16 protein-coding genes are annotated in these 22,501 nt (G+C 67.3%); 8 read left to right on the forward strand and 8 right to left on the reverse strand.

The annotated features are described in order from the left end of the window. Positions 1-115: 115 nt before the first annotated feature. The 4 genes from ACZ6DT_RS38935 to panB form a co-directional block, all read right to left on the reverse strand. On the reverse strand, positions 116-472 hold the full coding sequence (locus ACZ6DT_RS38935) for an XRE family transcriptional regulator (protein ID WP_465604690.1): 357 nt from the start codon (positions 470-472) through the stop codon (positions 116-118). Between the two features lie 94 nt (positions 473-566). Continuing rightward, entirely contained in the window at positions 567-1,532 is a 966-nt protein-coding gene (gene pip, locus ACZ6DT_RS38940; RefSeq protein WP_465604693.1) for a prolyl aminopeptidase, read from the reverse strand. Between the two features lie 89 nt (positions 1,533-1,621). After that, complete coding sequence (locus tag ACZ6DT_RS38945) at positions 1,622-2,596, reverse strand: right-handed parallel beta-helix repeat-containing protein (protein WP_465604696.1); 975 nt, start codon at positions 2,594-2,596, stop codon at positions 1,622-1,624. 407 nt (positions 2,597-3,003) lie between these two features. After that, on the reverse strand, positions 3,004-3,879 hold the full coding sequence (gene panB / locus ACZ6DT_RS38950; RefSeq protein WP_465604698.1) for a 3-methyl-2-oxobutanoate hydroxymethyltransferase: 876 nt from the start codon (positions 3,877-3,879) through the stop codon (positions 3,004-3,006). 242 nt (positions 3,880-4,121) lie between these two features. On the opposite strand from panB, the gene lysX reads away from it, so the two are divergent. Continuing rightward, positions 4,122-7,439, forward strand: coding sequence for a bifunctional lysylphosphatidylglycerol synthetase/lysine--tRNA ligase LysX (lysX, locus tag ACZ6DT_RS38955; protein ID WP_465604701.1), 3,318 nt, complete (start codon positions 4,122-4,124; stop codon positions 7,437-7,439). Positions 7,440-7,582: 143 nt separating this feature from the next. Continuing rightward, on the forward strand, positions 7,583-8,170 hold the full coding sequence (locus ACZ6DT_RS38960; RefSeq protein ID WP_465604703.1) for a DinB family protein: 588 nt from the start codon (positions 7,583-7,585) through the stop codon (positions 8,168-8,170). Positions 8,171-8,246: 76 nt separating this feature from the next. Here ACZ6DT_RS38960 and ACZ6DT_RS38965 read toward each other — a convergent pair whose 3' ends face one another. Further along, positions 8,247-8,783, reverse strand: coding sequence for a methylated-DNA--[protein]-cysteine S-methyltransferase (locus ACZ6DT_RS38965; RefSeq protein ID WP_465604705.1), 537 nt, complete (start codon positions 8,781-8,783; stop codon positions 8,247-8,249). 90 nt (positions 8,784-8,873) lie between these two features. Between ACZ6DT_RS38965 and ACZ6DT_RS38970 the strand changes: the two genes are divergently transcribed. Then, entirely contained in the window at positions 8,874-9,500 is a 627-nt protein-coding gene (locus tag ACZ6DT_RS38970; RefSeq protein ID WP_465604707.1) for a VOC family protein, read from the forward strand. On the opposite strand, the gene ACZ6DT_RS38975 is transcribed toward ACZ6DT_RS38970, so the two are convergent. After that, on the reverse strand, positions 9,471-11,228 hold the full coding sequence (locus ACZ6DT_RS38975) for an NAD+ synthase (protein WP_465604710.1): 1,758 nt from the start codon (positions 11,226-11,228) through the stop codon (positions 9,471-9,473). The genes ACZ6DT_RS38970 and ACZ6DT_RS38975 overlap by 30 nt on opposite strands. A 158-nt stretch (positions 11,229-11,386) precedes the next feature. Then, positions 11,387-13,714 (reverse strand): accessory Sec system translocase SecA2, encoded by a 2,328-nt coding sequence (gene secA2, locus ACZ6DT_RS38980; protein WP_465604713.1) that lies wholly within the window; start codon positions 13,712-13,714, stop codon positions 11,387-11,389. Between the two features lie 148 nt (positions 13,715-13,862). Here secA2 and ACZ6DT_RS38985 point away from each other — a divergent pair, with 148 nt between their 5' ends. Continuing rightward, positions 13,863-15,434, forward strand: a complete 1,572-nt coding sequence (locus ACZ6DT_RS38985) for an alpha/beta hydrolase (RefSeq protein WP_465604731.1) — start codon at positions 13,863-13,865, stop codon at positions 15,432-15,434. Between the two features lie 52 nt (positions 15,435-15,486). Then, entirely contained in the window at positions 15,487-17,034 is a 1,548-nt protein-coding gene (locus ACZ6DT_RS38990; protein ID WP_465604715.1) for an alpha/beta hydrolase, read from the forward strand. Between the two features lie 78 nt (positions 17,035-17,112). Here the strand turns inward: ACZ6DT_RS38990 and ACZ6DT_RS38995 are convergent, their stop codons facing one another. Next, positions 17,113-17,781 (reverse strand): LppX_LprAFG lipoprotein, encoded by a 669-nt coding sequence (locus tag ACZ6DT_RS38995; RefSeq protein WP_465604718.1) that lies wholly within the window; start codon positions 17,779-17,781, stop codon positions 17,113-17,115. Between the two features lie 89 nt (positions 17,782-17,870). On the opposite strand from ACZ6DT_RS38995, the gene ACZ6DT_RS39000 reads away from it, so the two are divergent. The 3 genes from ACZ6DT_RS39000 (at position 17,871) to ACZ6DT_RS39010 (ending at position 22,126) form a co-directional block, all read left to right on the forward strand. Then, positions 17,871-19,136: an MFS transporter gene (locus ACZ6DT_RS39000; protein WP_465604721.1), complete on the forward strand. Its 1,266-nt coding sequence runs from the start codon at positions 17,871-17,873 to the stop codon at positions 19,134-19,136. Positions 19,137-19,205: 69 nt separating this feature from the next. After that, complete coding sequence (glnA, locus tag ACZ6DT_RS39005; protein WP_465604723.1) at positions 19,206-20,549, forward strand: type I glutamate--ammonia ligase; 1,344 nt, start codon at positions 19,206-19,208, stop codon at positions 20,547-20,549. A 14-nt stretch (positions 20,550-20,563) separates the two neighbouring features. Then, complete coding sequence (locus ACZ6DT_RS39010; RefSeq protein WP_465604725.1) at positions 20,564-22,126, forward strand: amidase; 1,563 nt, start codon at positions 20,564-20,566, stop codon at positions 22,124-22,126. The last annotated feature ends 375 nt before the right edge of the window (positions 22,127-22,501 follow it).

Below are 22,501 nucleotides of genomic sequence, written 5' to 3' on the forward strand. Positions count from 1 at the left end.
AGTTGAAGGTTCGCGTGCGCTCTACCTATGAAGGCCTCCTTGGAATCCAAGGAGGCCTTCATAGGTAGAAACGCGCGTGCTGGCCGATCAGCGCGCCGTCTTCGGCTGCTCCTCGCTAGTCGTGGTCTTCCAACTTCAGGTCGCGGGCAACGTCGATCAATTGTTGAAATTTTCTATTCGGCAACAAGCTTGCGATCGAAACCAGCTCGGCGATTCCTGTCGAATTACGGTACGCTCTGGCGGCGCCCAGAGTCTGCTTCGGTGCAAGTCCGGCAATTGTGAGCAAATCGACTTCGGAGATCTGTAATGCGGGCGCAATATCCCGCACTATTTCCGGCGATGGCGGAATGTTTCCGTTAATCAATTGCAGAATGGTTGATTCGGCTCGTGCTGAAGCTCGGCTGACAGCTCTGGGGGACAGTTCGCGGTTGTCCATCAGGCCCTTCAGTATATCGGCAAAACTTTGAGTCATTCTCATAGCTTACTGAAAGTGTGTCTTGCGTGGTGTAGTGATGAGCCGATACATGATGCGTCGGTGTATGTCGCTGAAGTATAGGTTCACGCTGCTAAGGTTCAAAGGACCGAAAAGAGTCCGTGGCTTCCCGAAGCGCCGCCACCATCCCCGGATCCGTCACCGCGTGCCCTGCCGCTTCAACGAGTTCCAGCTTCGAGTCCGGCCAAGCCCGGTGCAGCTCGTAGGCCGTCACCGGCGGGCACACCGCGTCGTACCGCCCCTGCACGATTACCCCAGGAATCCCCGACAGCTTCCCGGCCTCCCGGATCAACTGCCCTTCCTCAAGCCACGCGCCATGGCAGAAGTAGTGCAGCGCCAGCCGGGCGAACGTGACAGCGAAGTCCGGCGACGCGTACTGGTTGTGGAAGGCCGGATCCGGGCGCAGGCAGACGATCGCGCCTTCCCAGATGCTCCAAGCGATCGCGGCACGCTCCCGGATCGCCCGATCGGGGTGATAGACGAGTTCGCGGTACGCCGACAGCGGGTCGTCGCGGCGATCTTCGGGGATCGGCGCGAGGAAGGCTTCCCACTCACGGGGAAAGAGATTCGCGGCGCCGCCGTTGTAGATCCAGTCGAGTTCACTGCGGCGGACGGTGAAGACGCCGCGCAGGATGATCTCGCTGACGCGGCTCGGGTGGGTTTCGGCGTAGGCGAGGGCGAGGGTCGCACCCCACGAGCCGCCGAAGAGCTGCCACTGGTCGAGATTCAGCCGTTCGCGCAGCTTTTCCATGTCCGCGACGAGGTGCCAGAGGGTGTTGACCGACAGATCGACATCCGGTGTGCCGATATGCGGAGTGCTGCGGCCGGCGCCGCGCTGGTCGAACAGGATGATCCGGTACGCCTCGGGGTCGAAATGCCGCCGGGCCATGGAGGAGATGCCGCTACCAGGGCCTCCGTGCAGGACGACCACGGGTTTGCCGTCCGGGTTCCCGGCCTCCTGGCAGTAGACCCGGTGCCCGTCGCCGACGTCGAGCATGCCCTCGGCGCGCACGTGGATCGGCGGGTACAGGTCATCCATAAGAACACTCTGCCCGAGTCGGCGAATGTCCGAAGGGTGGGGGCCCGCCCCCGCCGCCGGGCTGAGCGGGCCCCCGGTCTTCGGTCGCGTCAGCAGCCCGCCGTGGCGGCCACGTTCGCGAATCCCTTCCCGGCACCGGTCACCTTGTTGCTCGCGCAGACCTTGTTCCCCGTCGCGGCCTTCACGAGATAGAAGCCGTACGCGTAGGGGGACCGCACGTCCGCGGTGTTGCCGGAGAAGGTGTTGCCGCGGCCCCAGCCGTCCAGCTGGACATGGACCTCGAAGCCGCCGTAGGTCGCGTCGTGCACGAAGACCTTGCTGCCCCGGTTGTCCGCGACCACGTAGTTGTTGCCCTTCATGTCCACCCAGCTGTCGGCGAAGTGCTCGCCGCTCTGCCCGGTCCCGTCGAAGACGTTGCCGCGCAGTTCGCCGCCGGTGGTGCCTTCCTTGATGTCGATCGACTCGGCCCGCACGTTCGGGCCGATCTTGTTGTTCAGCGCCTTGTTGCGATCGCTCCGGTCGGGCGTGCCGCCCGGCCAGTTGCCCTTCGCGGAACCGAAGTAGATGCCTTCGCCATAACCCGCGTACTCGCGGCCGGTGTCGGTCACCTCGGAGTTCTTCACGATGTTGTCGGTGCTCGTGTACTGGAAATGGATGCCCTCGTGGCCGACGCCGGTGACCTTGATGCCGTCGACGACGGTGTTCTTGACGCCCGTCGCCATCAGACCCTTCTGGCCACCGGTGAGGGTGAAGCCGGTCAGGTTCCAGTAGCTGCCGGTGAGTTCGAGCGTGCGTCCCGCCGAAGCCTTGATGACCGCGCTTCGCGGACCCTTCAGCGTGACGCGACTGCCGGAAGTCCCGCTCTTCGCCGCCTTGAAGTTGCCCGCGAAGGTGGTGTTGGCCGCGAGTTCGATGACAGTGCCCGGAGTGACCGAAGCAAGCGCCGCCGTCAGCTGCTCCGAAGTCCCTACGCGGACCGTCGCGGCCTGTGCGGGGTACGCCGCCAGCGTCGACAGCAGGGCGGTACCGATCGCAATGGCCAGAACCCGCTCACGAACACGCATCCGTGGTCCTCCTCGTCGAGGGATCGAAGCTCGGTCGTGGCGGCGACGGCTAGACGTTAAGCCTCTTTACGAACGTGCGTCAAGGACATGATTGAAGTTCATATATGTGAACAACTAAAGGAGGGTCGTCGTGCATGGCCCACCCTGAAAAGAGAGCAAGGGACCTTTGCTATCGCGCCCCTCGGCAGGCCCGGGGGTGTGTGGATATAGGGACGTTGAGTGTCCCTATATCCACACACCCTGTACTCCGCGTAGTGATGGGTACTGACTGTATGGACTTTGGTGCGTTGGATGACCCGAAATCCTCACAGTCAGCCGCGGGGAGAGCAAGGGACCTTTGCTATCGCCCTCCTCAGTGGGAGTGACAGCAAAGGTCCCTCGCTCTCTTTTCGCAGGTCAGAGGCGGGTCAGTCCTGGAACGAGTGCTCCGGAGCCGGGAACTCGCCTCGCCGGACGTCCTCCGCGAACGCCGACGCGGCCCCGGCCAGCACACCGGCGAGGTCCGCGTACTTCTTCACGAAGCGAGGGGTCTTGCCGCGTCGAAGCCCGGCCATGTCCTGCCAGACGAGCACCTGCGCGTCGCAGTCCGGGCCCGCGCCGATGCCGACGGTCGGGATCTTCAGCTCGTGCGTGATCCGCTTCGCCGCTTCGGCAGGCACCATCTCCATGACGACCGCGAAGGCGCCAGCCTCCTCCAGGGCCAGCGCGTCGGCGAGCAACGCTTCGGCCGCTTCGCCGCGTCCCTGGACCCGGTAGCCGCCCAAATTGTGTTCACTCTGCGGAGTGAATCCGATATGTCCCATTACGGGAACGCCGGCTGACGTCAGTGCCTCGACATGCGGAGCGAATTTTCGTCCGCCTTCGAGTTTCACCGCGTGCGCGCGGCCTTCCTTCATGAACCGCACCGACGTCTCCAGCGCCTGCTGCGGCGAAAGCTGGTACGAGCCGAACGGCAGGTCGGCGACGACCAGTGCCCGCTTCACCGATCGAGTCACCGCGCGGACCAGTGGAAGCAGTTCCTCCACGGTCACCGGAAGCGAAGTGTCGTAACCGAAGACGTTGTTCGCCGCGGAATCCCCGACCAGCAGCACGGGAATGCCCACCTCGTCGAACAGCGCGGCGGTGTACATGTCGTAGGCGGTGAGCATCGGCCAGGTTTCGCCGCGCTCCTTCATGTCGCGAAGGTGATGTACGCGGACTTTCTTCCCAGATGTGGGCTGGGGCGCCGCGCCGGTCCCGTACGGAGCGGCGAGCTCGCCGGAATCCTTATCGGTGGCAGACATCCTTGTCGACCGTCCTTCCCTCGAGGCCTCGAAGAGGTCCCCGGGTCGTGGAGCTGAACAGGCCAAGCCTGACATGCGGATATGACCGTCCCAAGGCCCTGCGACCAGCTTCACACAGCGGCGTCACGCCTGCGGATGAGGAAATTCAGACCAGAGGATGATGATCGTTGACAACCACACGGGCTTGTGTGACGTCAAGTAGTACAGCTGTCGATCACCTGTGTGTACCGCGAAAGGCCAGTATGGGAAACCCACCGAGCCGAGTCTCGCCGTGGAAGGCGAGGGCCGGCGGAATCGTCGCCACCCTCGTGCAGCTCGCGGCCGTGTTCTCGGTGATCCTCCTGCTCGCCGGCGGTGTGAAGGGGCCGGTGCTCAGGACGGGTGACGTCGCTTTCTCGGCACTGAGCATCCCGACGAACGCGAGTCTCGTGATCGTTCTGCTGCTCGTCGTCCTCGGCGCCGCGCTCCGCCGCCGCAAACGCGCCGCGCTGTACACGCTGCTGCTGTTCCAGGTCGGCGGCCTGGCGGTGACGCTGGCCTTCCAGGCCGCCCTGCTGTGGTGGCCCGAGCTGCTGAAACTGGGGCCGTGGCAGGTCCGGCACATTCCGCACCAGGTGTGGGTGCTGGCCATCGCCGACCTGATCTCGCTCGGCATGATCGCTTTCCTCTGGATTCTGCGTCCCGCGTTTCCCGCCCGGCTCGCGCCCGGCGCTTGGCGCGACGGCTTCACCGTGCTGTTCGGCGGTTTGGCCGCGGTCATTCTCGTCGGCTGGGGTCTGAGCGAGGCCTTTCCCGGCCGTCTCGCCGACACCTGGGCGCGGTTCGCCTGGGTCGTCAACCACACGACCGGTGAGAACATCCAGCTGCGCCGGGTCGGCATCGGCGAAGGACCGGCCTGGCTCGACCTAGTGCTCGACCTCAGCGCGACGGCCGTCGCGACGGCCGCGTTGTACACGCTGTTCCGCGGCGTGCGCAGCCGTCGCTTGAGGACGGACGAGGAAGAACTGCGCGTACGTCGCCTTCTGGCCGAACACGGCGAAGACGACTCTCTGGGCTATTTCGCCACGAGGCGCGAGAAGAGTGTCGTCTTTTCGCCCAATGGCCGCGCCGCCGTGGCCTACCGTGTGCTCGCGGGCACCAGTGTCGCGAGTGCGGATCCCATCGGTGATCCCGACGCTTGGCCTGACGCGGTCCGCGCCTGGCTGAACGAGGCACGCACCTACGGCTGGACCCCCGGTGTGCTCGGCGCGAGCGAATGCGGCGCGAAAGTCTATGCCGACGCGGGCCTGCGCGCGCTGGAAATCGGTGACGAAGCGGTCCTCGACGTGCGTGACTTCAGCCTCGCCGGGCCGGAACGCCGCTCGGTCCGCCAAGCGGTCAAACGGATCGAACGGGCCGGATACACCACGAAAGTCCGGCGCCACAGCGAAATCCCGGCCGACGAGATGGCCAGGCTGTTGCTGCACGCGCAGCAGTGGCGCGGCGCGGAGACCGAACGCGGGTTCTCGATGGCGCTCGGCAGGCTCGGCGATCCGAGCGACGGCCGCAGCGTGATGGTGGAGGCGTACGACGCCAAGGGCGATCTTCGCGGCATGTTGTCGTTCGTGCCGTGGGGCCGTCGTGGTCTTTCCCTTGATCTGATGCGGCGCGACCGCGACGCCGAAAACGGGCTCAACGAATACATGGTTGCCGAGGTCGTGGCGGCCAGCTCGCGCCTTGGCGCACAACGGATTTCGCTGAACTTCGCGATGTTCCGCGCGGTCTTCTCCGAAGGGGAGCGGATCGGTGCGGGGCCGGTGCTGCGGGCCTGGCGCGGCGTGCTCAGCATGGCGTCGCGGTTCTTCCAGCTGGAATCGCTTTATCGGTCCAACGCCAAGTACGGCCCGGACTGGGAGCCGCGGTTCCTGTGTTATTCCTCGGCTCGACGGCTGCCGCGGGTCGGTATCGTCGCCGGCGCGCTCGAAGGATTCGTCCCCACCGGGCGCTCCGGGCGGGCGCTGAAACTGGAGACGGTCACCGACGAATTCGTCGCCGAGGTCCACCGCATCGAAGCGAACGCCGCCACTCCCGCGCCGAAACAAGTGCGGCGACCTGACCAGGTTCGGGTGCGAATGGCGAAGCTGGATCGCTTGCGGGAAGCCGGGATCGACCCCTATCCGGTCGGTTTCGCCCGGGAAGATCTGCTCGGTGACGTCGTCTCGAAGTTCGGCGATCTGAGTCCGGACTCGCACACCGGCCACCGGGTCCGCGTCGCGGGACGGGTGCTCGCGATGCGCAACCTCGGTGGGCTCTGTTTCGCGCGGGTCAAGGATTTCAGCGGCGAAATCCAGCTGATGCTCGACGCCTCCGTGCTCGACCTCGGTGGCTGGCGGCGGGGCGTCGACCTCGGTGACCACGTCGGTGTGAGCGGGCAGGTCATGACGTCGCGGCGTGGCGAACTCTCGGTGCTCATCGATGAATGGACCGTCACGGCTAAGAGCCTGCATCCCTTGCCGGACAAGCGAAAGGGCCTCACCGACCCGGAGACGCGGGTGCGGCAGCGCTACCTCGACCTCGCGGTGAACCCGGATTCGACGGCGATGCTGCGGATGCGCTCGACCGTGGTGCGCGCCGTGCGGGAACGGCTGCACCGGGGTGACTATCTCGAAGTCGAGACGCCGATGCTGCAGACCGTGCACGGCGGCGCCAACGCCCGCCCGTTCATCACGCACATCAACGCCTACGACATGCGGATGTACCTGCGGATCGCTCCTGAGCTCTATCTGAAGCGGCTGTGCGTGGCAGGGGTCGAGCGCGTTTTCGAGCTGAACCGGAACTTCCGCAACGAAGGCGTCGACGCGACGCACAACCCCGAATTCACCATGCTGGAGGCATACCAGGCCTACGCCGACTACAACACGATGCGGACGCTGACGCGGGAACTCGTGCAGTGCGCCGCGGAAGCCGCGTACGGCGCGCAGGTCGTACGCCGACCGGGGCCGGACGGGACGGTCGTCGAGTACGACATCTCCGGTGACTGGCCGGTGATCCCGGTCCACGAAGCCGTCTCGGCGGCGCTCGGGGAGAAGATCGACGCGGGCACCTCGGTCGCCGAACTCCAGCGGTTCTGCCGCGCGGCGGGAGTGCCGGTGAACGAGGAGGCCGGGCACGGCGATCTCGTACTGAAGGCGCATGAGCATCTGGTCGAAGGCGCGACCGTACTGCCCACGTTCTACACCGACTACCCGACCGACGTCTCGCCGCTGACCCGGCAACATCGCGTGGACCCGCGGCTGGCCGAGCGCTGGGACCTGATCGCGTTCGGTTCCGAGGTCGGCACGGCCTACACCGAGCTGACCGACCCGCTCGAGCAGCGGCGACGGCTGGAGGCCCAGTCGCTGCGCGCGGCGAGCGGGGACGTCGAGGCGATGGAACTGGACGAGGACTTCCTGCTCGCGCTCGAACACGGCATGCCGCCGACCGGCGGGCTCGGCATCGGCGTCGACCGGCTGCTGATGATGCTGACCGGGGCGTCGATCCGGCAGACGGTGCTGTTCCCGTTCGTCCGGCCGCAGGGCTAGCGGGGAAGCAAGGGACCTTTGCTATCGCTTCTCTCGACGTCGAGAGAAGCGATAGCAAAGGTCCCTTGCTCTCTTCCCGGCCGAATCGCCGCAAGAAACCGGTGCCGGATGCCATGATCCCCTTCCCGATGGAAGGAGCCACCATGGCTGGAAACGTTCCCCCGGTCGCCGACGAGCGCGAAGGTCTCCTCGCCTACCTCGAGCAGCAGCGCCACGTCCTGCGGATCGCGGTGCACGGTCTTACCGAAGAGCAGGCGAGAGCCGTCCCGACCAAAAGCTCACTGAGCGTCGGCGGCCTGATCAAGCACACCGCGACCGTGGAAGACGGCTGGATCGACATCCTCCTCCAGAAGCCCTCCAAGCCGATGGACGAGTCGATGAAGGAGTACGAAGCCGGGTACGTGATGACGCCGGATGAGACGGTCGAAAGCGTCCTCGCGCGCTACGACGAGGTCGCGAGCCGCACCGCGGACGTCATCGCCGGTGTCGCCGACCTCGGCCAGCCGGTCCCGGTGCCGAAGGGCGTGCCCTGGTATCCGCAGGACGTCGACGCGTGGTCGGTCCGCTGGGTGCTGCTTCACCTCATCGAGGAGACCGCGCGGCATGCCGGGCACGCCGACATCATCCGCGAGCACATCGACGGCGCGACGGCGATCCCGCTGATGGCCGCCGCGGAAGGCTGGCCGGAGACACCTTGGCTCAAGCCATGGTCGCCGGCCCAAAGCGACTAGAACCCCAAGCGACTAGAACCCCAAGCGACTAGAACCCCAAGCGACTGGGACCCCAAGCGACTGGGACCCCAAGCGACTAGAACAGCGTCGGTTCGTCCGCCAAAGCGCCTTCGATGACCAGCATCCGGCGTTTGGTGGCGACCCCTCCGCGCGCGGAGAACCCGCCGTCCTTGCCGCCCGCGGCGAGCACGCGGTGGCACGGCACGATGATCGGGAACGGGTTCCGGCCCATCGCCTGCCCCACGGCCTGCGCACCGCGGGGCAGGCCGAGGATGTTCGCGATGTCGCCGTACGTCAGCGTCTTGCCCGCGGGGATCGTGCGGATGAACTCGTACACCCGGTGGTGGAAGTCCGGTACTCCTTCGTAATCGAGCTCGACACCGGTGAGATCCGTGCGCTCGCCGTCCATCAACGAGACGATCCCGTCGATCGCGTGCTGGACCTCGCTCGGCGGCGTGGATTCGGCCGCTTGGGGAAGACGCGTGGTCAGTCGCGCCCTCGTCTTCTCTTCACTGCCCTCGGGGAGCTGGACCGCGATGACCCCGCGTTCGCTCCACGCGATGCCACTGTCGCCGATCGCGGTGCCGAACACGGAGTAACCCGGTGCCGTCATGTGTCCAGGGTACGAGTGCGGTCCGACAGTTTTCGGTTCACCGCCATGCCGCGGTGCCGCCGGAGCTGCGGCTGCGGTAGGAGTATGGGCATGAGCGACCTCGTGCTTGATCACCTCGTGTACGCCGGGCCGGACCTCGAAGAGGCCGTCGCGCGCGTCGCCGAGCTGACCGGCGTCACGCCTGTACGCGGTGGAAGGCATGTCGGTTTCGGTACGGCCAATTACCTGGCCGACCTGGGTGCCGGCGCCTATCTCGAAGTGGTGGGCCCCGACCCGGATCAACCCGAGCACCTCGGACCCCGCCCGTTCGGCGTCGACGAGCTGACCGCGCCCGCCCTGGTCACCTGGGCCGCGCGTGTCGAAGACATCGACGAGGCGATCGCCGAAGCCCGCGACCGCGGCTACGACCCGGGCGAAGCGTCCGAGATGTCGCGGACCACCGATGACGGCGAACTGCTGACCTGGCGTCTCACCGGTTCCGGCGGTCTCGGTGGACTCGCGCCCTTCCTCATCGACTGGGGGAGCACGCCGCATCCGACGACGCGGGGTCTTCCGTCGATCCCACTGCTCATGGTCACCGGCGTCCACCCCGAGCCGGCCGCGGCCGAATCCGCGGTCCGCGCGCTCGGGATGGACATGCTCGTCCGGCGTGACACGAAGCCCGGCCTGGTGGCCGTGCTGACGAACTCAGCCGGGAAGCAGGTCGCGCTGAGCTGAGCGGGTCACGACGGTGCCCTCACGCCAGCCGTTGGTCATCGGCAGCCGCCGGTCCCGTCCGAACGCCTTGAACGTGATCTTGGTGCCCGGCGGGTACTGGCGGCGTTTGTATTCGGCCTTGTCGACCATCCGCACCACGCGGTCGATGGTCTCCGGTTCGAAACCCGCGTCGACCAGATCGACGTAACCGCGGTCGCCCTCGATGTAGTCGTCGAGGATGTCGTCGAGCATCAGGTAGTCGGGCAGCGAGTCGCTGTCCAGCTGACCCGGCCGCAGCTCGGCCGACGGCGGTTTGGTGATCGAGTTCTCCGGGATCGGCGGGGTTTCGCCGTTCTTCTCGGCTTCCGCGTTGCGCCACTTGGCCAGATGCCAGACGTGTGTTTTGAACAGGTCCTTGATCGGCGCGAAGGCCCCGACGGCGTCGCCGTAGATCGTCGAGTAGCCAACGGCGAGTTCGGTCTTGTTGCCGGTGGCGAGCACCAGATGACCGTCCTGATTGGACAATGCCATCAGCAGCATGCCGCGGACACGGGCCTGGATGTTCTCTTCGGCGAGGCCGGACAGCTGAAGCTGCTCGACATAGACCTTGACCATGTCCGCGATCGGCTCGACGCGGTAATGCGCGCCGATCCGGCGGGCGAGGTCCTCAGCGTCGCCCTTCGAGTGCTCCGAGGAGTACTCCGAAGGCATCGAAACGCCGTAGACGTTGTCGCCGCCCAGCGCGTCGGCGGCCAGCGCCGCCACGACCGCCGAATCGATGCCGCCGGAGAATCCGAACGTCACCGACGAGAAGCCGTTCTTGTGCACGTAGTCACGCAGGCCGACGACGAGCGCGTGCCACACCTCGGCTTCGTCCGACAGCGGCTCGCTGATCGCGGACTCGTTGCTCGCGCTGTACGCCGGAACCGGGTCCTCGCTGAGCACGCGGCGTTTGACCCGGAGGCCGTCGAACTCGCCCTCGGCGGCGTGCCCACCCGGCTCGAGGTCCGTGTCGACGACGAGCAGGTGCTCGACGAACTGCGGCGCGCGCGCCAGCAACCGGCCGTCCGCGCCGACCACGATCGAGTCGCCGTCGAAGACGAGGTCGTCCTGCCCGCCGACCTGGTTCGTGTACACCAACGGCGCGCCGGCCTCGGCCGCGCGGCGGGCGATGAGCGGCAGGCGGATGTCGTCCTTCGCGCGCTCGTAAGGCGAGGCGTTGGGCGCGACCACGAGGTCGACTCCGGCCTTGCCCAGCGCGGAGATCGGACCGCCGTCCTGCCAGACGTCCTCGCAGATCACCATGCCGACGTCGACACCGTGGAAGCGGACGATCTCGAGGTCGTGGCCCGGCTTGAACCATCGGTGCTCGTCGAAGACGCCGTAGTTGGGCAGGTGATGCTTGAACTGACGGGCGACCACCTCGCCGCGGTACAGCGCGGCCGCCGCGTCGCGCGCGCCGGTCTCGTCCAGGTCGAGGTACCCGATGTAGGTGAGCACCTCGCCGCATCCGGCGTCTTCGAGCCGCTTGGCGAGCACTTCGACCATCTGCTTCGAGGCGGACGCGAAGGTCGGGCGGAGGGAGAGGTCCTCGACGGGGTAACCGGTGAGGGACATCTCCGGGAAGACGACGATGTGGGCACCTGCCTCGGCGGCTTTGCGAGTCCACGCGACGGTGAGCTCGGCATTGCCTTCGAGGTCCCCGACGGTGGTGTTGACCTGGGCCAGTGCGATGCGCAGTTGCGGCATGCCGACATTCTCACCCACCGGCGTCCGCGGGGACGACTGGATGTGCCGAATCGCCCACCTGGGGCCGGCCGGACGAAAAGAAAGCGGGGGACCTTTGCTATCGCTCTCCGAAAGAGAGTGATAGCAAAGGTCCCCCGCTCCCTGCTCAGGACGGCGCGCTACTTCCGCTTGATCATGCTCCGCACCTTCTTGATGGTCTGCTCGAAGTCGGAGTCGAACGGGTTGTCGTGCACCAGGTAGGTCCACGTCGTGTTCGCCCGCCGCACGCCCGCGTCACCGAGGTCGATCCCGTTCTCGGTGATCTCGGCTTCTTCGAGCGTCTTCGCCGCCCGCTCGGCCGCCTCCGGGATGATCTTGTGGAACTCGGGGATCGCCGCGCGGTGGAACTCGTCGATCGGCGTCTCCCGCGCCAGCGCCCGCAGGTGGATGCTCTCCCGCACGTCCGTCAGGAACGCCAGGTGGTCCGACCACAGCTGGTCGATGTGGAACAGCAGCACCTCCCGGCACAGCTGGTGGACGCGGGCCTCGTCGTCGACCGCCTCCGAAAGCTCCTTGAACTTCTCCGGATGCGCCTTCTCCAGCACCTCCGCCGCGTGCGCGGTCCGCAGCACCTTGTCCCGATGCTCGAGCAGCTCGCCGCGCTGCCGCTCGATCAGCCGCGTGTAGCGCCAGGTGTTCCGGTGGATCTCCAGGTCGACACCTTCGGCGACGCGCTGCGCGTGGTTGATCTGCCGCAACGCCGCCGGGTCGGTGACCTCGCCGCTGCCCACGTCGGAGCTGATGCCTTCGGGCACGTCCGGCGCGTTCGACAGCACGAGTTCGTCGTTCAGGCTGGCGAAGAACACCGCGCTGCCCGGGTCGCCCTGCCGTCCGGACCGGCCGCGCAGCTGGCCGTCCAGCCTGCTCGACGGGTAGCGGGCGGTGCCGATGACGTGCAGGCCGCCCAGTTCGACGACGTCGTCGCGGCCGTCACCGTCCTTGCCACCCAGCCGGATGTCGGTACCGCGACCGGCCATCTGCGTCGAGACGGTGACCGCGCCCTTCTTGCCGGCGTCGGCGATGATCGCGGCTTCCTCGGCGTCGTTGCGCGCGTTGAGCACGACGCATTCGAGATCGGCCTTCGCCAGCTTCTCGGCCAGCTCTTCGGATTCGGCGACGTCCTGGGTGCCGACGAGGATCGGCCGCCCGGTCTCGTGCACCCGCCGGATCTCCTCCTCGATCGCGCGCAGCTTCTGCGACGGCGATCCGAAGATCCGGTCCTCCTGGTCTTCGCGGATGTTCGGCGTGTTCGGCGGGATGACCGCGACCTCGAGCTTGTAGAACTCGCGCAGCTGCTCGGCGACCGCGACCGCGGTACCGGTCATCCCCGCGACCTCGGGGTACCGCGCGAGCAGCGCCTGCACGGTGATCGAGTCGAGGATCTCGCCCCGGTCGGTCGCCTTGACCTGCTCCTTCGCCTCGACGGCGGCCTGGAGGCCGTCCGGCCAGCGCTGCAGTTCGGCGACGCGGCCACGCGCGGCGTTGATGAGCTGCACCTTGCCGTCGCGCACCAGGTAGTCGACGTCGCGGGTGAGCAGCGCGTGCGCGTGCAGCGCCACGTTCACCGCGGGCAGCCTGTCCGAGCCCGTCTCGTCGTAGAGGTTGATGTCGTCGCCGAGGGCCTTCTCGACCACCGACGCGCCCGCCTTGGTCAGCCAGGCGTTGCGGCCGTCGGCGTCGGTCTCGTAGTGCAGCCCGAGCCGCAACCGCCGGACGATGTTCGCGACCTCTTCGTCGGCGTCGGTGTGGTCGATCGATCCCGCCATCACCAGCGGCACGCGGGCCTCGTCGACCAGCACGGAGTCCGCCTCGTCGACGATCGCGACCTCGGGCTCGCGCTGGACGAGGTCCTCTTCGAGGGTCACCAGGCGGTCGCGCAGCACGTCGAAGCCGATTTCGCTGACGGCGCCGTACGTGACTTCCTTCGCGTACGCCTCGCGGCGCTCGTCGCGGGAGTGAGCGGGCTCGACCCAGCCGACGGAAACGCCGAGCAGGTCGTAGATCGGGCCCATCCACTCCGCGTCACGACGAGCGAGGTAGTCGTTCACCGTGACGACGTGGACGTGCTTCCCGCGCAGGGCGTACCCGGCACCGGCGAGCGCACCGGCCAGCGTCTTGCCCTCACCGGTCTCCATCTGCACGATATGCCCGCTGAGCAGGCCCATCGCGCCCAGCAGCTGGACGTCGAAGGCGCGCTCGCCGAGAGCCCGCCGCGCGGCCTCGCGACCGAGCGCGCAGACCTCGATCAGCTGTTCGTTGCCGAAGGAAGCGGCGTCGCGAAGCTTGCCGGCCCGCTCTGTCAGCTCCTCGTCGGAGAGCTTCTCCAACTCGGGCTCGAGCTTCTCGATGGCCGGCAGCAGCGCTTCGTAGCGGGTCAGCTCGACGCTGCCCGGCCGCTGGATGATCCGGCGCAGCTTCTTGCCCACCCGGCTGATCAGTGCTGCCACCCCTGTGCTCCCGTCTGCTCTTCTGCCGTACGACCCGTATCACCAACGCGGTGGTGGTGCGGCCGAGTTCCACGGCCGATGGCACGATCCAACCGTGTCCACTCATGTCAGCGCCAGGTCCCGTGCCCGTCGATTCGCCGCGATCACGCTGTCCGGCCTGCTCGCCGTCACTTCCGCCGCGTGCTCGTCGGGAGAGGGTAGAACTCAGCCGCCGCCTCCGGCCACCGAGTCGCACGCTCCGACCGGACCCGTGCCATCCGGCCTCGAGAAGTTTTACGGACAGAGCCTGACCTGGGCCGACTGTGCACCCTACGCGACATCCGATGACGCGAAAGCGGCGTTTCGAGTGAAGGACGCACAATGCGCCCGGTTGACCGTCCCGCTCGACTACGCGAAGCCTGAAGGCGATTCGATCACGCTCGGCCTCCTGCGCCGGAAGGCTCTGGAAACCGACGAAAGGATCGGGGCGCTCGTGGTCAACCCCGGCGGCCCCGGTGCTTCCGGAATGGCCGCCGCGGCCGGTCTCGCTTCCCGGACGGCGACGAACGCGCTGGGCAGACGCTTCGACATCGTCGGTTTCGACCCGCGCGGTATCGGCGCCAGCCAGCCGCAGATCCGCTGCCTGACCGACGCCGAACGCGACGCGGACCGGGCGGACGACAGCGAGACGGACGGATCACCCGAGGGAGTGAAAAAGCAGGAGACCGAGTCCCAGTACTTCGCGGCCAAGTGCGCCGAGCGGACCGAACACGGCCCCTCGATGCTCGCGAACGTGGGCACCCGTGACGTCGTCAAGGACATGGACGTCCTGCGGTCGGTCCTCGGCGATCCGAAACTGACCTACCTCGGCTACTCCTACGGGACGCGGATCGGATCCGCCTACGCCGAGGCGTTCCCGGCGAACGTCCGCGCGCTGGTGCTCGACGGGGCCGTCGACCCGGAGCAGGACGCGGTGGAGTCGCTCGTCGCGCAGGGACAGGGCTTCGGTAAGGCGTTCGGAGAGTTCTCGAACTGGTGCGCCGCGCGCGAGGACTGCGCGCTGGGGCGCGACGCCGCCGGCGTGACGAAGGCGTTCCAGGATCTGGTGCGGCCGCTGATCGACTTCCCGGTGCCGGTCGGTGACGGCCGGAAACTGTCGTACGAGGACGCGACGACAGGCGTGATACAGGCCCTCTACCAGGAAGATCTCTGGGAATCGCTGAACACCGCGCTCAACGACCTGAAGCGCCAGCGCGGCGACGGCCTGGAGAAGCTGGCCGACCTCTACAACGAACGCGGCGCCGACGGCCGCTACGGGACGACGCAGGACGCGTTCGTCGCGATCAGGTGTGTAGACGACCCGAGGGTCACCGATCCCGCGAAGCTTCTCGACGCGCAGAAGCGGTATGCGCAGGCGGCGCCGTTCCTCGACGACGGCAAGCCGGACGGTTCCGCTCGCGACGCCTGCGCCTTCTGGCCCGTGCCGAACACTTCTGCGCCACACCAGCCCAACGTCGACGGCCTGCCGAAGACGCTGGTCATCTCGACCACGAACGACCCGGCGACCCCGTATCAGGCGGGCGTCAACCTCGCGCAAGCGATCAAGGGAGCTTTGCTGACGTTCGAGGGCAACCAGCACACGGTGTTCCTCCAGGGCGTCTCGTGCGTTGACCAGATCGGCATCGATTACCTGGTGGACGGCGCCTTGCCGGATGAGGGCACCCGCTGCGCCGCCAAGTAACGAGTTCGGCGCGAAGGGCCCTGACAGGCCGGGACGCTGCGAAGATCTCGAGATGATTCGCCGCGTCCCGGCCGTGCTCGTTGCCGCTGTGCTGGTCACCTCCTGCACGACTCAGCAGCCGCAACCCGCGCCGACGGCGTCTCCGACGATCATCGCGTCACCGGCTCCGGACCCGAAAGCGCTTGAGAAGTTCACTCGGCAGAAGCTGGCCTGGGGCGCGTGTGCGTCTTATGCGGACAAGGCGTTCGACTGCGCGAAGCTCACTGTGCCGCTCGACTATCTGAAGCCGGACGGCGAGACGATCTCGATCGGCGTTCTCCGGCACCAGACGAAGAACGCGGGACGGCGGATCGGTTCTCTCGTACTCAACCCCGGTGGTCCTGGTGGATCAGGCGTTTCCGCAGCGGCGCGGATCGCGAAGTCCCGGCCGGCGACGGCCCTCGCCGAGCGATTCGACATCGTCGGATTCGATCCGCGCGGTGTCGGGACCAGCGATCCGAAGCTCGTTTGCCTCACCGATGCCGAACGCGACGCGGACCGCGCCGAGGATTCCGAAAGTGATTCGACGCCCGACGGGATCGCGAAGCAACTCGCCGACGCCAGGACGTACGCCGCGAAGTGTGCCGAGCGCACGAAGCACGGTAAAGAGCTGCTCGCCAACATCGGGACCAGGGACGTCGTCCGCGATCTCGACATCCTGCGCTCGGCCCTCGGCGACGAAATGCTCACTTACCTGGGATTTTCGTACGGCACGCAGATCGGCACCGCCTATGCCGAGGCGTATCCGGACAGGGTGCGGGCGCTGCTCCTCGACGGCGCGGTGGATCCCGAACTCGACACCGCGGAATCGCTGGTCACGCAGATGGCGGGTTTCCAGAACACGTTCGCCGAATTCGGCAAATGGTGCGTCGCTCGCGAGGATTGCGCGCTCGGCCGTGACGCGAGTGCGGTGACGAAGGCTTTCCAGGACTTGGTCCAGCCGCTGATCACCGAACCGGTGCCCGCGGGGACCCGCAAGCTCTCCTTCGAGGACGCCATCACCGGGACCAGCGCCGCGCTGTACTCGCAGGACGCGTGGAGGTTCCTCAACGACGGGCTCGCCGAGCTGAAGCGGGGGAGTGGCAAAACCCTGGTCGCGCTCGCCGACAACTATTACGGCCGCGAGACGGACGGCCGGTACACCGGGATCCTCGACGTGTACTTCGCGGTCCGCTGCGTCGACAGCACGCGGATCGCCGACAGACGCGTCATCGAAGGCGCCCATCAGCGGATGGTCCAGGGCGCGCCGTTCCTCGCGGGCGGTACCCCGGACATGAGTGAACTCGACATCTGCTCGGTATGGCCGGTGCCCGCCACCTCCGAGGTCCACAAGCCCGACATCGACGGCCTGCCGCGGCCCCTGATCATCTCGACCACCGACGACCCGGCGACCCCGTACGCGTCCGGCGTGAACCTGGCCCGAGACCTCAAGGGAGCTTTGCTGACGTTCGACGGCGCGCAGCACACCGTCTTCCTCGACGGCAACGAGTGCGTCGACAGCGCCGGCTTCGCCTACTTGATCGACGGCGTACTACCCGCTCCAGACACCCGCTGCTCCTAGCGGGGAAGCAAGGGACCTTTGCTATCGCCGACCCCGTTGACCAGGCCTTTCCCGCCGAAAGAGAGCAAGGGACCTTTGCTATCGCCCGTCCCCGACGACCACCGCGTTGTGCCCGGTCAGCGCCAGCTCCAACATCACCGCGAACTCCTCCGGCTTCGTCGGCGGCACCTGCAACCACACCCGCACCAGCCGCCGCGGCTCGTCCCGCGATATCCACAGCTTCACGAAAACGTCCGACTTGATCTCCGGCACGATCCCGCCGATCACCGCGGCCGGCACCTTCGCGGCGATCCGGAACGAGTCGGTGTCCTGCACCCGCTCCCACCGCTCGCCCCGCAGGTCGGTCGCCCCGGTCAGCAGCCGCCGAAGCCCGCCTTCAGGCCCGAGCATCGCTTGAGGCGTGTACGGCGCCGAAGCCGGAAGCACCCGCTCCCCATCAGGCCCACTGAGCGCGATCTCCGAGCCGGACAGCCGGTACTTGAGCTTCCTCCGTTCGAAGTCCTCCTGCAGGTCGGCATTACCGGCCGCGCCACCGTCGAGACTGATCTCGCCGTCCAGCCCGCGCACCGGCAGCCCGGTGACGACGCCGTTGACTCCGAGCGTGAACCGCACGCTGCGTAACGAGACGAGGGATTCGGCCGCCGCGCTCACGTAGTCCTGGGCGGGCGGTAACGGGGGTGACCCCGCGCAACCGCCGATGAGCCCGATCGTGAGCAGCAGCGCCGGCCAGAGGTGACGGCAGCGCATGGCCAGAGCCTATGGCCTTGGCCCGAATCTTTCGCACAGTGTCCTTCCAGCCGCTTTCGGCGGGAGCCGTCGTCGATGACGCTGTACCCGTGCAACCTGAGACCCGGCTCCACCGCGCGTGGTTCGTCGCCGCTGCCGCCTTCATCGCCTTGCTCGCCGCCGCCGGTTTCCGCGCGGCCCCCGGCGTGCTCATCGACCCACTTCACAATGAGTTCGGCTGGTCGCGCGCGACGATCGCGGCGGCTGTCTCGGTGAACCTCGTTCTCTACGGCCTCTTCTCGCCCTTCGCGGCAGCCCTCATGGAGCGCTTCGGCATGCGACGCGTCGCTTCGACGGCGCTGTGCGTCGTCGCGATCGGCGCGGGCGGCACGGTGTTCATGAACGCGAGCTGGCAGCTCATCCTCTGCTGGGGTGTCCTGGTCGGCGTCGGCACCGGCTCGATGGCGATGAGTTTCGCCGCGACGGTCGCCGCCCGCTGGTTCGTCCGCAGCCGCGGCGTCGTCACCGGGGTCCTCACCGCGGCGGGCGCCACCGGCCAGCTGATCTTCCTCCCGATCGTGGCGAACCTCGCCGTCGACGAAGGCTGGCGGACGGCGTCGCTCGTCATCGCCATCGCCGCATTGGCCGTCGTTCCCGTCGTCCTTCTGGTGGTCCGCGATCACCCGTCCGACATCGGAACGACCGCTTACGGCGCGGAGCCCGGCGAAGTCGCTCCAGTCACTCGCACGGGTGGTTCCGCCCGTCGCGCGCTCTCGGTCCTCGGCTCGGCGGCGCGCACGAGGACGTTCTGGCTGCTCGCTGCCGGTTTCGCGATCTGCGGCGCCACGACGAACGGTCTGGTCAGTACCCATTTCGTGCCCGCGGCGCACGACCACGGCATGCCGCAGACGACCGCCGCCGGCCTGCTCGCCCTCGTCGGGATCTTCGACGTCGCGGGCACGATCGCCTCCGGCTGGCTCACCGACCGTGTCGACCCGCGGATCCTGCTTGGCGTCTACTACGCCCTTCGCGGCGTTTCGCTCGCCCTGCTCCCGCAGTTGTTGAGCGGAACGGTGGAACCGAGCATGTGGGCGTTCATCGTCTTCTACGGACTCGACTGGGTGGCGACGGTCCCGCCCACCGTCGCGCTCTGCGTCCGGCAATACGGCGCCGCCGGCCCGATCGTCTTCGGCTGGGTCTTCGCCAGCCACCAGCTCGGCGCTGGTCTGGCCGCTTTCGGAGCCGGCGCGATCCGTGATTCGTCGGGCGGCTACGCGCTCGCCTGGTACATCGCGGCAGGCCTCGCGGTGCTCGCTTCGGTCGCTTCGCTGTCGATCGCCAAAGCGACCAAACCCGAACCGGTCCTCGTCGGGTGATCCACCACTTCCGGTCGGATCGGCGCGTCGCGAAACATGTCGTTAACACGTTCTCGTTAGGGTGCGGCCATGGACCGTCAGCAGGAGTTCGTGCTCCGTACCTTGGAAGAGCGCGACATCCGTTTCGTCAGACTCTGGTTCACGGATGTGCTGGGGTTCCTCAAGTCCGTCGCGGTGGCGCCGGCTGAACTCGAGGGCGCCTTCAGCGAGGGGATCGGTTTCGACGGATCAGCCATCGAAGGGTTCGCGCGTGTCTACGAGTCCGACATGGTCGCGAAGCCCGACCCGGCCACCTTCCAAGTCCTGCCCTGGGAGACGCCGGACGGCGGCCCGTACTCGGCGCGCATGTTCTGCGACATCGCGATGCCGGACGGCTCCCCGTCCTGGGCGGACCCACGGCACGTCCTGCGCAGGCAGCTCTCGAAGGCGGCCGAAGCGGGTTTCACCTGCTACGTCCATCCCGAAATCGAGTTCTTCCTGCTCGCGAGCCTCCCGGACGACGGCAGCGAGCCCGAGCCCGCGGACAACGGCGGCTACTTCGACCAGGCCAGTCACGCGACTGCGACGCACTTCCGCCGCCACGCCATCGAGACACTCGAAGCGATGGGGATCTCGGTCGAGTTCAGCCACCACGAGGGCGCGCCCGGTCAGCAGGAGATCGACCTCCGGTACGCCGACGCGCTGACCATGGCCGACAACGTGATGACCTTCCGTTACGTCGTCAAGGAGGTCGCGCTCACCCAGGGTGTCCGCGCGACCTTCATGCCGAAGCCGTTCACCGATCAGCCGGGTTCCGGGATGCACACCCACGTGAGCCTGTTCGAGGGTGATCGCAACGCCTTCTACGACGCGGAAGACCCGTACGAGTTGTCGGCGACGGGTAAAGCTTTCGTGGCGGGGTTGTTGCACCACGCGAAGGAGATCTCGGCGGTCACCAACCAATGGGTGAACTCCTACAAACGGCTGATCAACGGCAGCGAAGCGCCGACGACCGTCTCGTGGGGCCGTGCGAACCGCTCCGCGCTGGTCAGGGTGCCGATGTACTCGCCCGGCAAAGCGTCGTCGCGCCGCGTGGAGATCCGCACGCTCGACTCCGCGTGCAACCCCTATCTGGCGTACTCGGTCATCCTCGCCGCCGGCCTCAAGGGCATCGAGAAGGGCTACGAGCTCCCTCCGCCCGCCGAAGACAACATCTGGCAGCTCTCGGAGGCCGAGCGTCGCGCGGCCGGATACGCCCAGCTCCCGCAGAACCTCGGCGAGGCGCTGTCCGAGATGGAGAAATCGGAACTTCTGCCCGAAGCGCTCGGAGAGCACGTTTACGACTTCTTCCTGCGTAACAAACGTGTTGAATGGGATAACTACCGCAGCGCGGTGACCCCGTACGAGCTGCGGACCTTGCTTCCGGTTCTCTAGACGAAGGAGACCTGATGGTGCGGCGACCGATGTTCGGAGTTCTGACGACCTTGGTCGCCGTGACCATCGCGGCAACAGCCGCACCGGCGGCCTCCGCCGCCGGAAGGCCTCTCGATCTCGACGCCGCAGACATCCCCGCGCTCCAGGCCCGCATGTCCTCCGGACGGCTGACCGCGGTCGGTCTGACCGCGACTTATCTCGACCGCATCCACAAGATCGACCGCAAGGTGAACGCGGTCATCGCAATCAACCCCGCCGCGATCGCGCAAGCCGCGGAGAGCGACGTCCGGCGTCGCGCCGGCAAGACGCGCGGGCCGCTGGACGGCATCCCGGTCCTGGTGAAGGACAACGTCGACACTCGCTCCATGCAGACGACGGCGGGTTCGCGCGCACTGCGCGGCAAGCCCGCGAAGGACGCGACCTTGATCCGTCGTCTGCGTGACGCGGGCGCGGTCGTCCTCGGCAAGGCGAACCTGTCCGAATGGGCGAACTTCCGTGCCGCCAAACCCACTTCCGGGTGGTCGGGCGTCGGCGGGCAGACGAACAACCCGTACGTGCTCGATCGCAACCCCTGTGGGTCGTCCGCCGGTTCCGCCGCGGGTATCGCCGCGTCGCTCGCCCAGGTCGCGATCGGCAGTGAGACCGACGGCTCGATCGTCTGCCCGGCCGGGATGACCTCGACGGTGGGGCACAAACCGAGCCTCGGCCTGGTCAGCCGCACCGGCGTGGTGCCGATCTCGGCCGAACAGGACACCGCCGGCCCGATGGCCCGGCACGTCGTCGACGTCGCGCTGACCCTGTCCGCGCTCCAAGGCCGCGACCCGAGCGACCCGGCCACCGGCGCGTACCCGCCGAATCAGCCGACCGACTACGCCGCGCACCTCCGGCCCGGCGTGCTGAAGGGCTCCCGGATCGGGCTCTGGCGTCTGCCGGTCCTCGGTCCGGACGTCGACGCCGTGCTGACGCGAACCAAGAACTCGCTGATCAAGGCCGGCGCCGAGGTCGTCGAGGTGACGCCGCCGTACCAGGCGAGGCTCGGTGAACTGGAGTTCCCGGCCCTGCTCACCGAGTTCCACCGGGACATCGATCGCTACCTGGCCACGCGCCCCGAAGGCCCGCGCGACCTCGCCGCGCTGATCGACTACAACCGGTCCGACCCGCTGGAGCAGACCTGTTTCGCCGGGCAGGAACTCTTCGAACAGGCACTCGCCGCGCCCGGCCCGTCCGATCCCGGCTACCTGGCGATGCGCCGCGAGCTGACCGACCTGGCGAAACGCTCGATCGACGAGACCCTCGCCAAGCACCGCCTGGACGCTATCGCCGCGCCCACGAACCCACCCGCCTGGAAGACCGACTGCAAGACCGGCGACAACGACGTGATTCCGTCGTCGACACCGGCCGCGGTCTCGGGCTACCCCGCGGTGACCGTGCCCGCCGGTTTCGTCGGTGAGCTCCCGGTGGGCGTCTCGTTCATGGCGGGGCAGTGGTCGGACGCCCGAGTGCTCGCCTACGCGGCCGACTTCGAACGCGTCGCACCCGCCCGCAAACCGCCCCGCTACCTGAAGACCGTCGGATGACGGCGGTGCACAACTGCTGACCTGCGACGATGTCGTTAAGTGACCCCCCTGTTTTCAGGGGGTTCCGGGGCATGTAATCTTCTCTTCGTCGCCAGGAACACCGGGCCGCCGGGGCCGAAAGCCCCGAGGTCAGGAATCAGGGCCGAGCGGGTTGACACCGCGAACCGGACCAGGTAATGTTCAGCGTCGGCCCACGAGCGGCCGCCGACTCCCTACAAGTAAGACCGTAGGATTCGGCATGCTCGACCAAAAGCTTGTGAATATCGCTTTGAAACAAAGCGTGTTGCTTGAGAACTCAACAGTGTGCTAGTGAACTAAGCCAGTAGAGCTTATGTATTTGAACCTCGTTTTGGGGTTCCTTTGAGAGCAAGAAAA

The sequence above is a fragment of the Amycolatopsis sp. NPDC041971 genome (genome assembly GCF_055588925.1).

Coding starts and splice junctions, on each gene's coding strand:
- ACZ6DT_RS38935 (WP_465604690.1), bottom strand. CDS start 472: ATGACTCAAAGTTTTGCCGATATACTGAAGGGCCTGATGGACAACCGC.
- pip (WP_465604693.1), bottom strand. CDS start 1,532: ATGGATGACCTGTACCCGCCGATCCACGTGCGCGCCGAGGGCATGCTC.
- ACZ6DT_RS38945 (WP_465604696.1), bottom strand. CDS start 2,596: ATGCGTGTTCGTGAGCGGGTTCTGGCCATTGCGATCGGTACCGCCCTG.
- panB (WP_465604698.1), bottom strand. CDS start 3,879: ATGTCTGCCACCGATAAGGATTCCGGCGAGCTCGCCGCTCCGTACGGG.
- lysX (WP_465604701.1), top strand. CDS start 4,122: ATGGGAAACCCACCGAGCCGAGTCTCGCCGTGGAAGGCGAGGGCCGGC.
- ACZ6DT_RS38960 (WP_465604703.1), top strand. CDS start 7,583: ATGGCTGGAAACGTTCCCCCGGTCGCCGACGAGCGCGAAGGTCTCCTC.
- ACZ6DT_RS38965 (WP_465604705.1), bottom strand. CDS start 8,783: ATGACGGCACCGGGTTACTCCGTGTTCGGCACCGCGATCGGCGACAGT.
- ACZ6DT_RS38970 (WP_465604707.1), top strand. CDS start 8,874: ATGAGCGACCTCGTGCTTGATCACCTCGTGTACGCCGGGCCGGACCTC.
- ACZ6DT_RS38975 (WP_465604710.1), bottom strand. CDS start 11,228: ATGCCGCAACTGCGCATCGCACTGGCCCAGGTCAACACCACCGTCGGG.
- ACZ6DT_RS38990 (WP_465604715.1), top strand. CDS start 15,487: ATGATTCGCCGCGTCCCGGCCGTGCTCGTTGCCGCTGTGCTGGTCACC.
- ACZ6DT_RS38995 (WP_465604718.1), bottom strand. CDS start 17,781: ATGCGCTGCCGTCACCTCTGGCCGGCGCTGCTGCTCACGATCGGGCTC.
- glnA (WP_465604723.1), top strand. CDS start 19,206: ATGGACCGTCAGCAGGAGTTCGTGCTCCGTACCTTGGAAGAGCGCGAC.
- ACZ6DT_RS39010 (WP_465604725.1), top strand. CDS start 20,564: ATGGTGCGGCGACCGATGTTCGGAGTTCTGACGACCTTGGTCGCCGTG.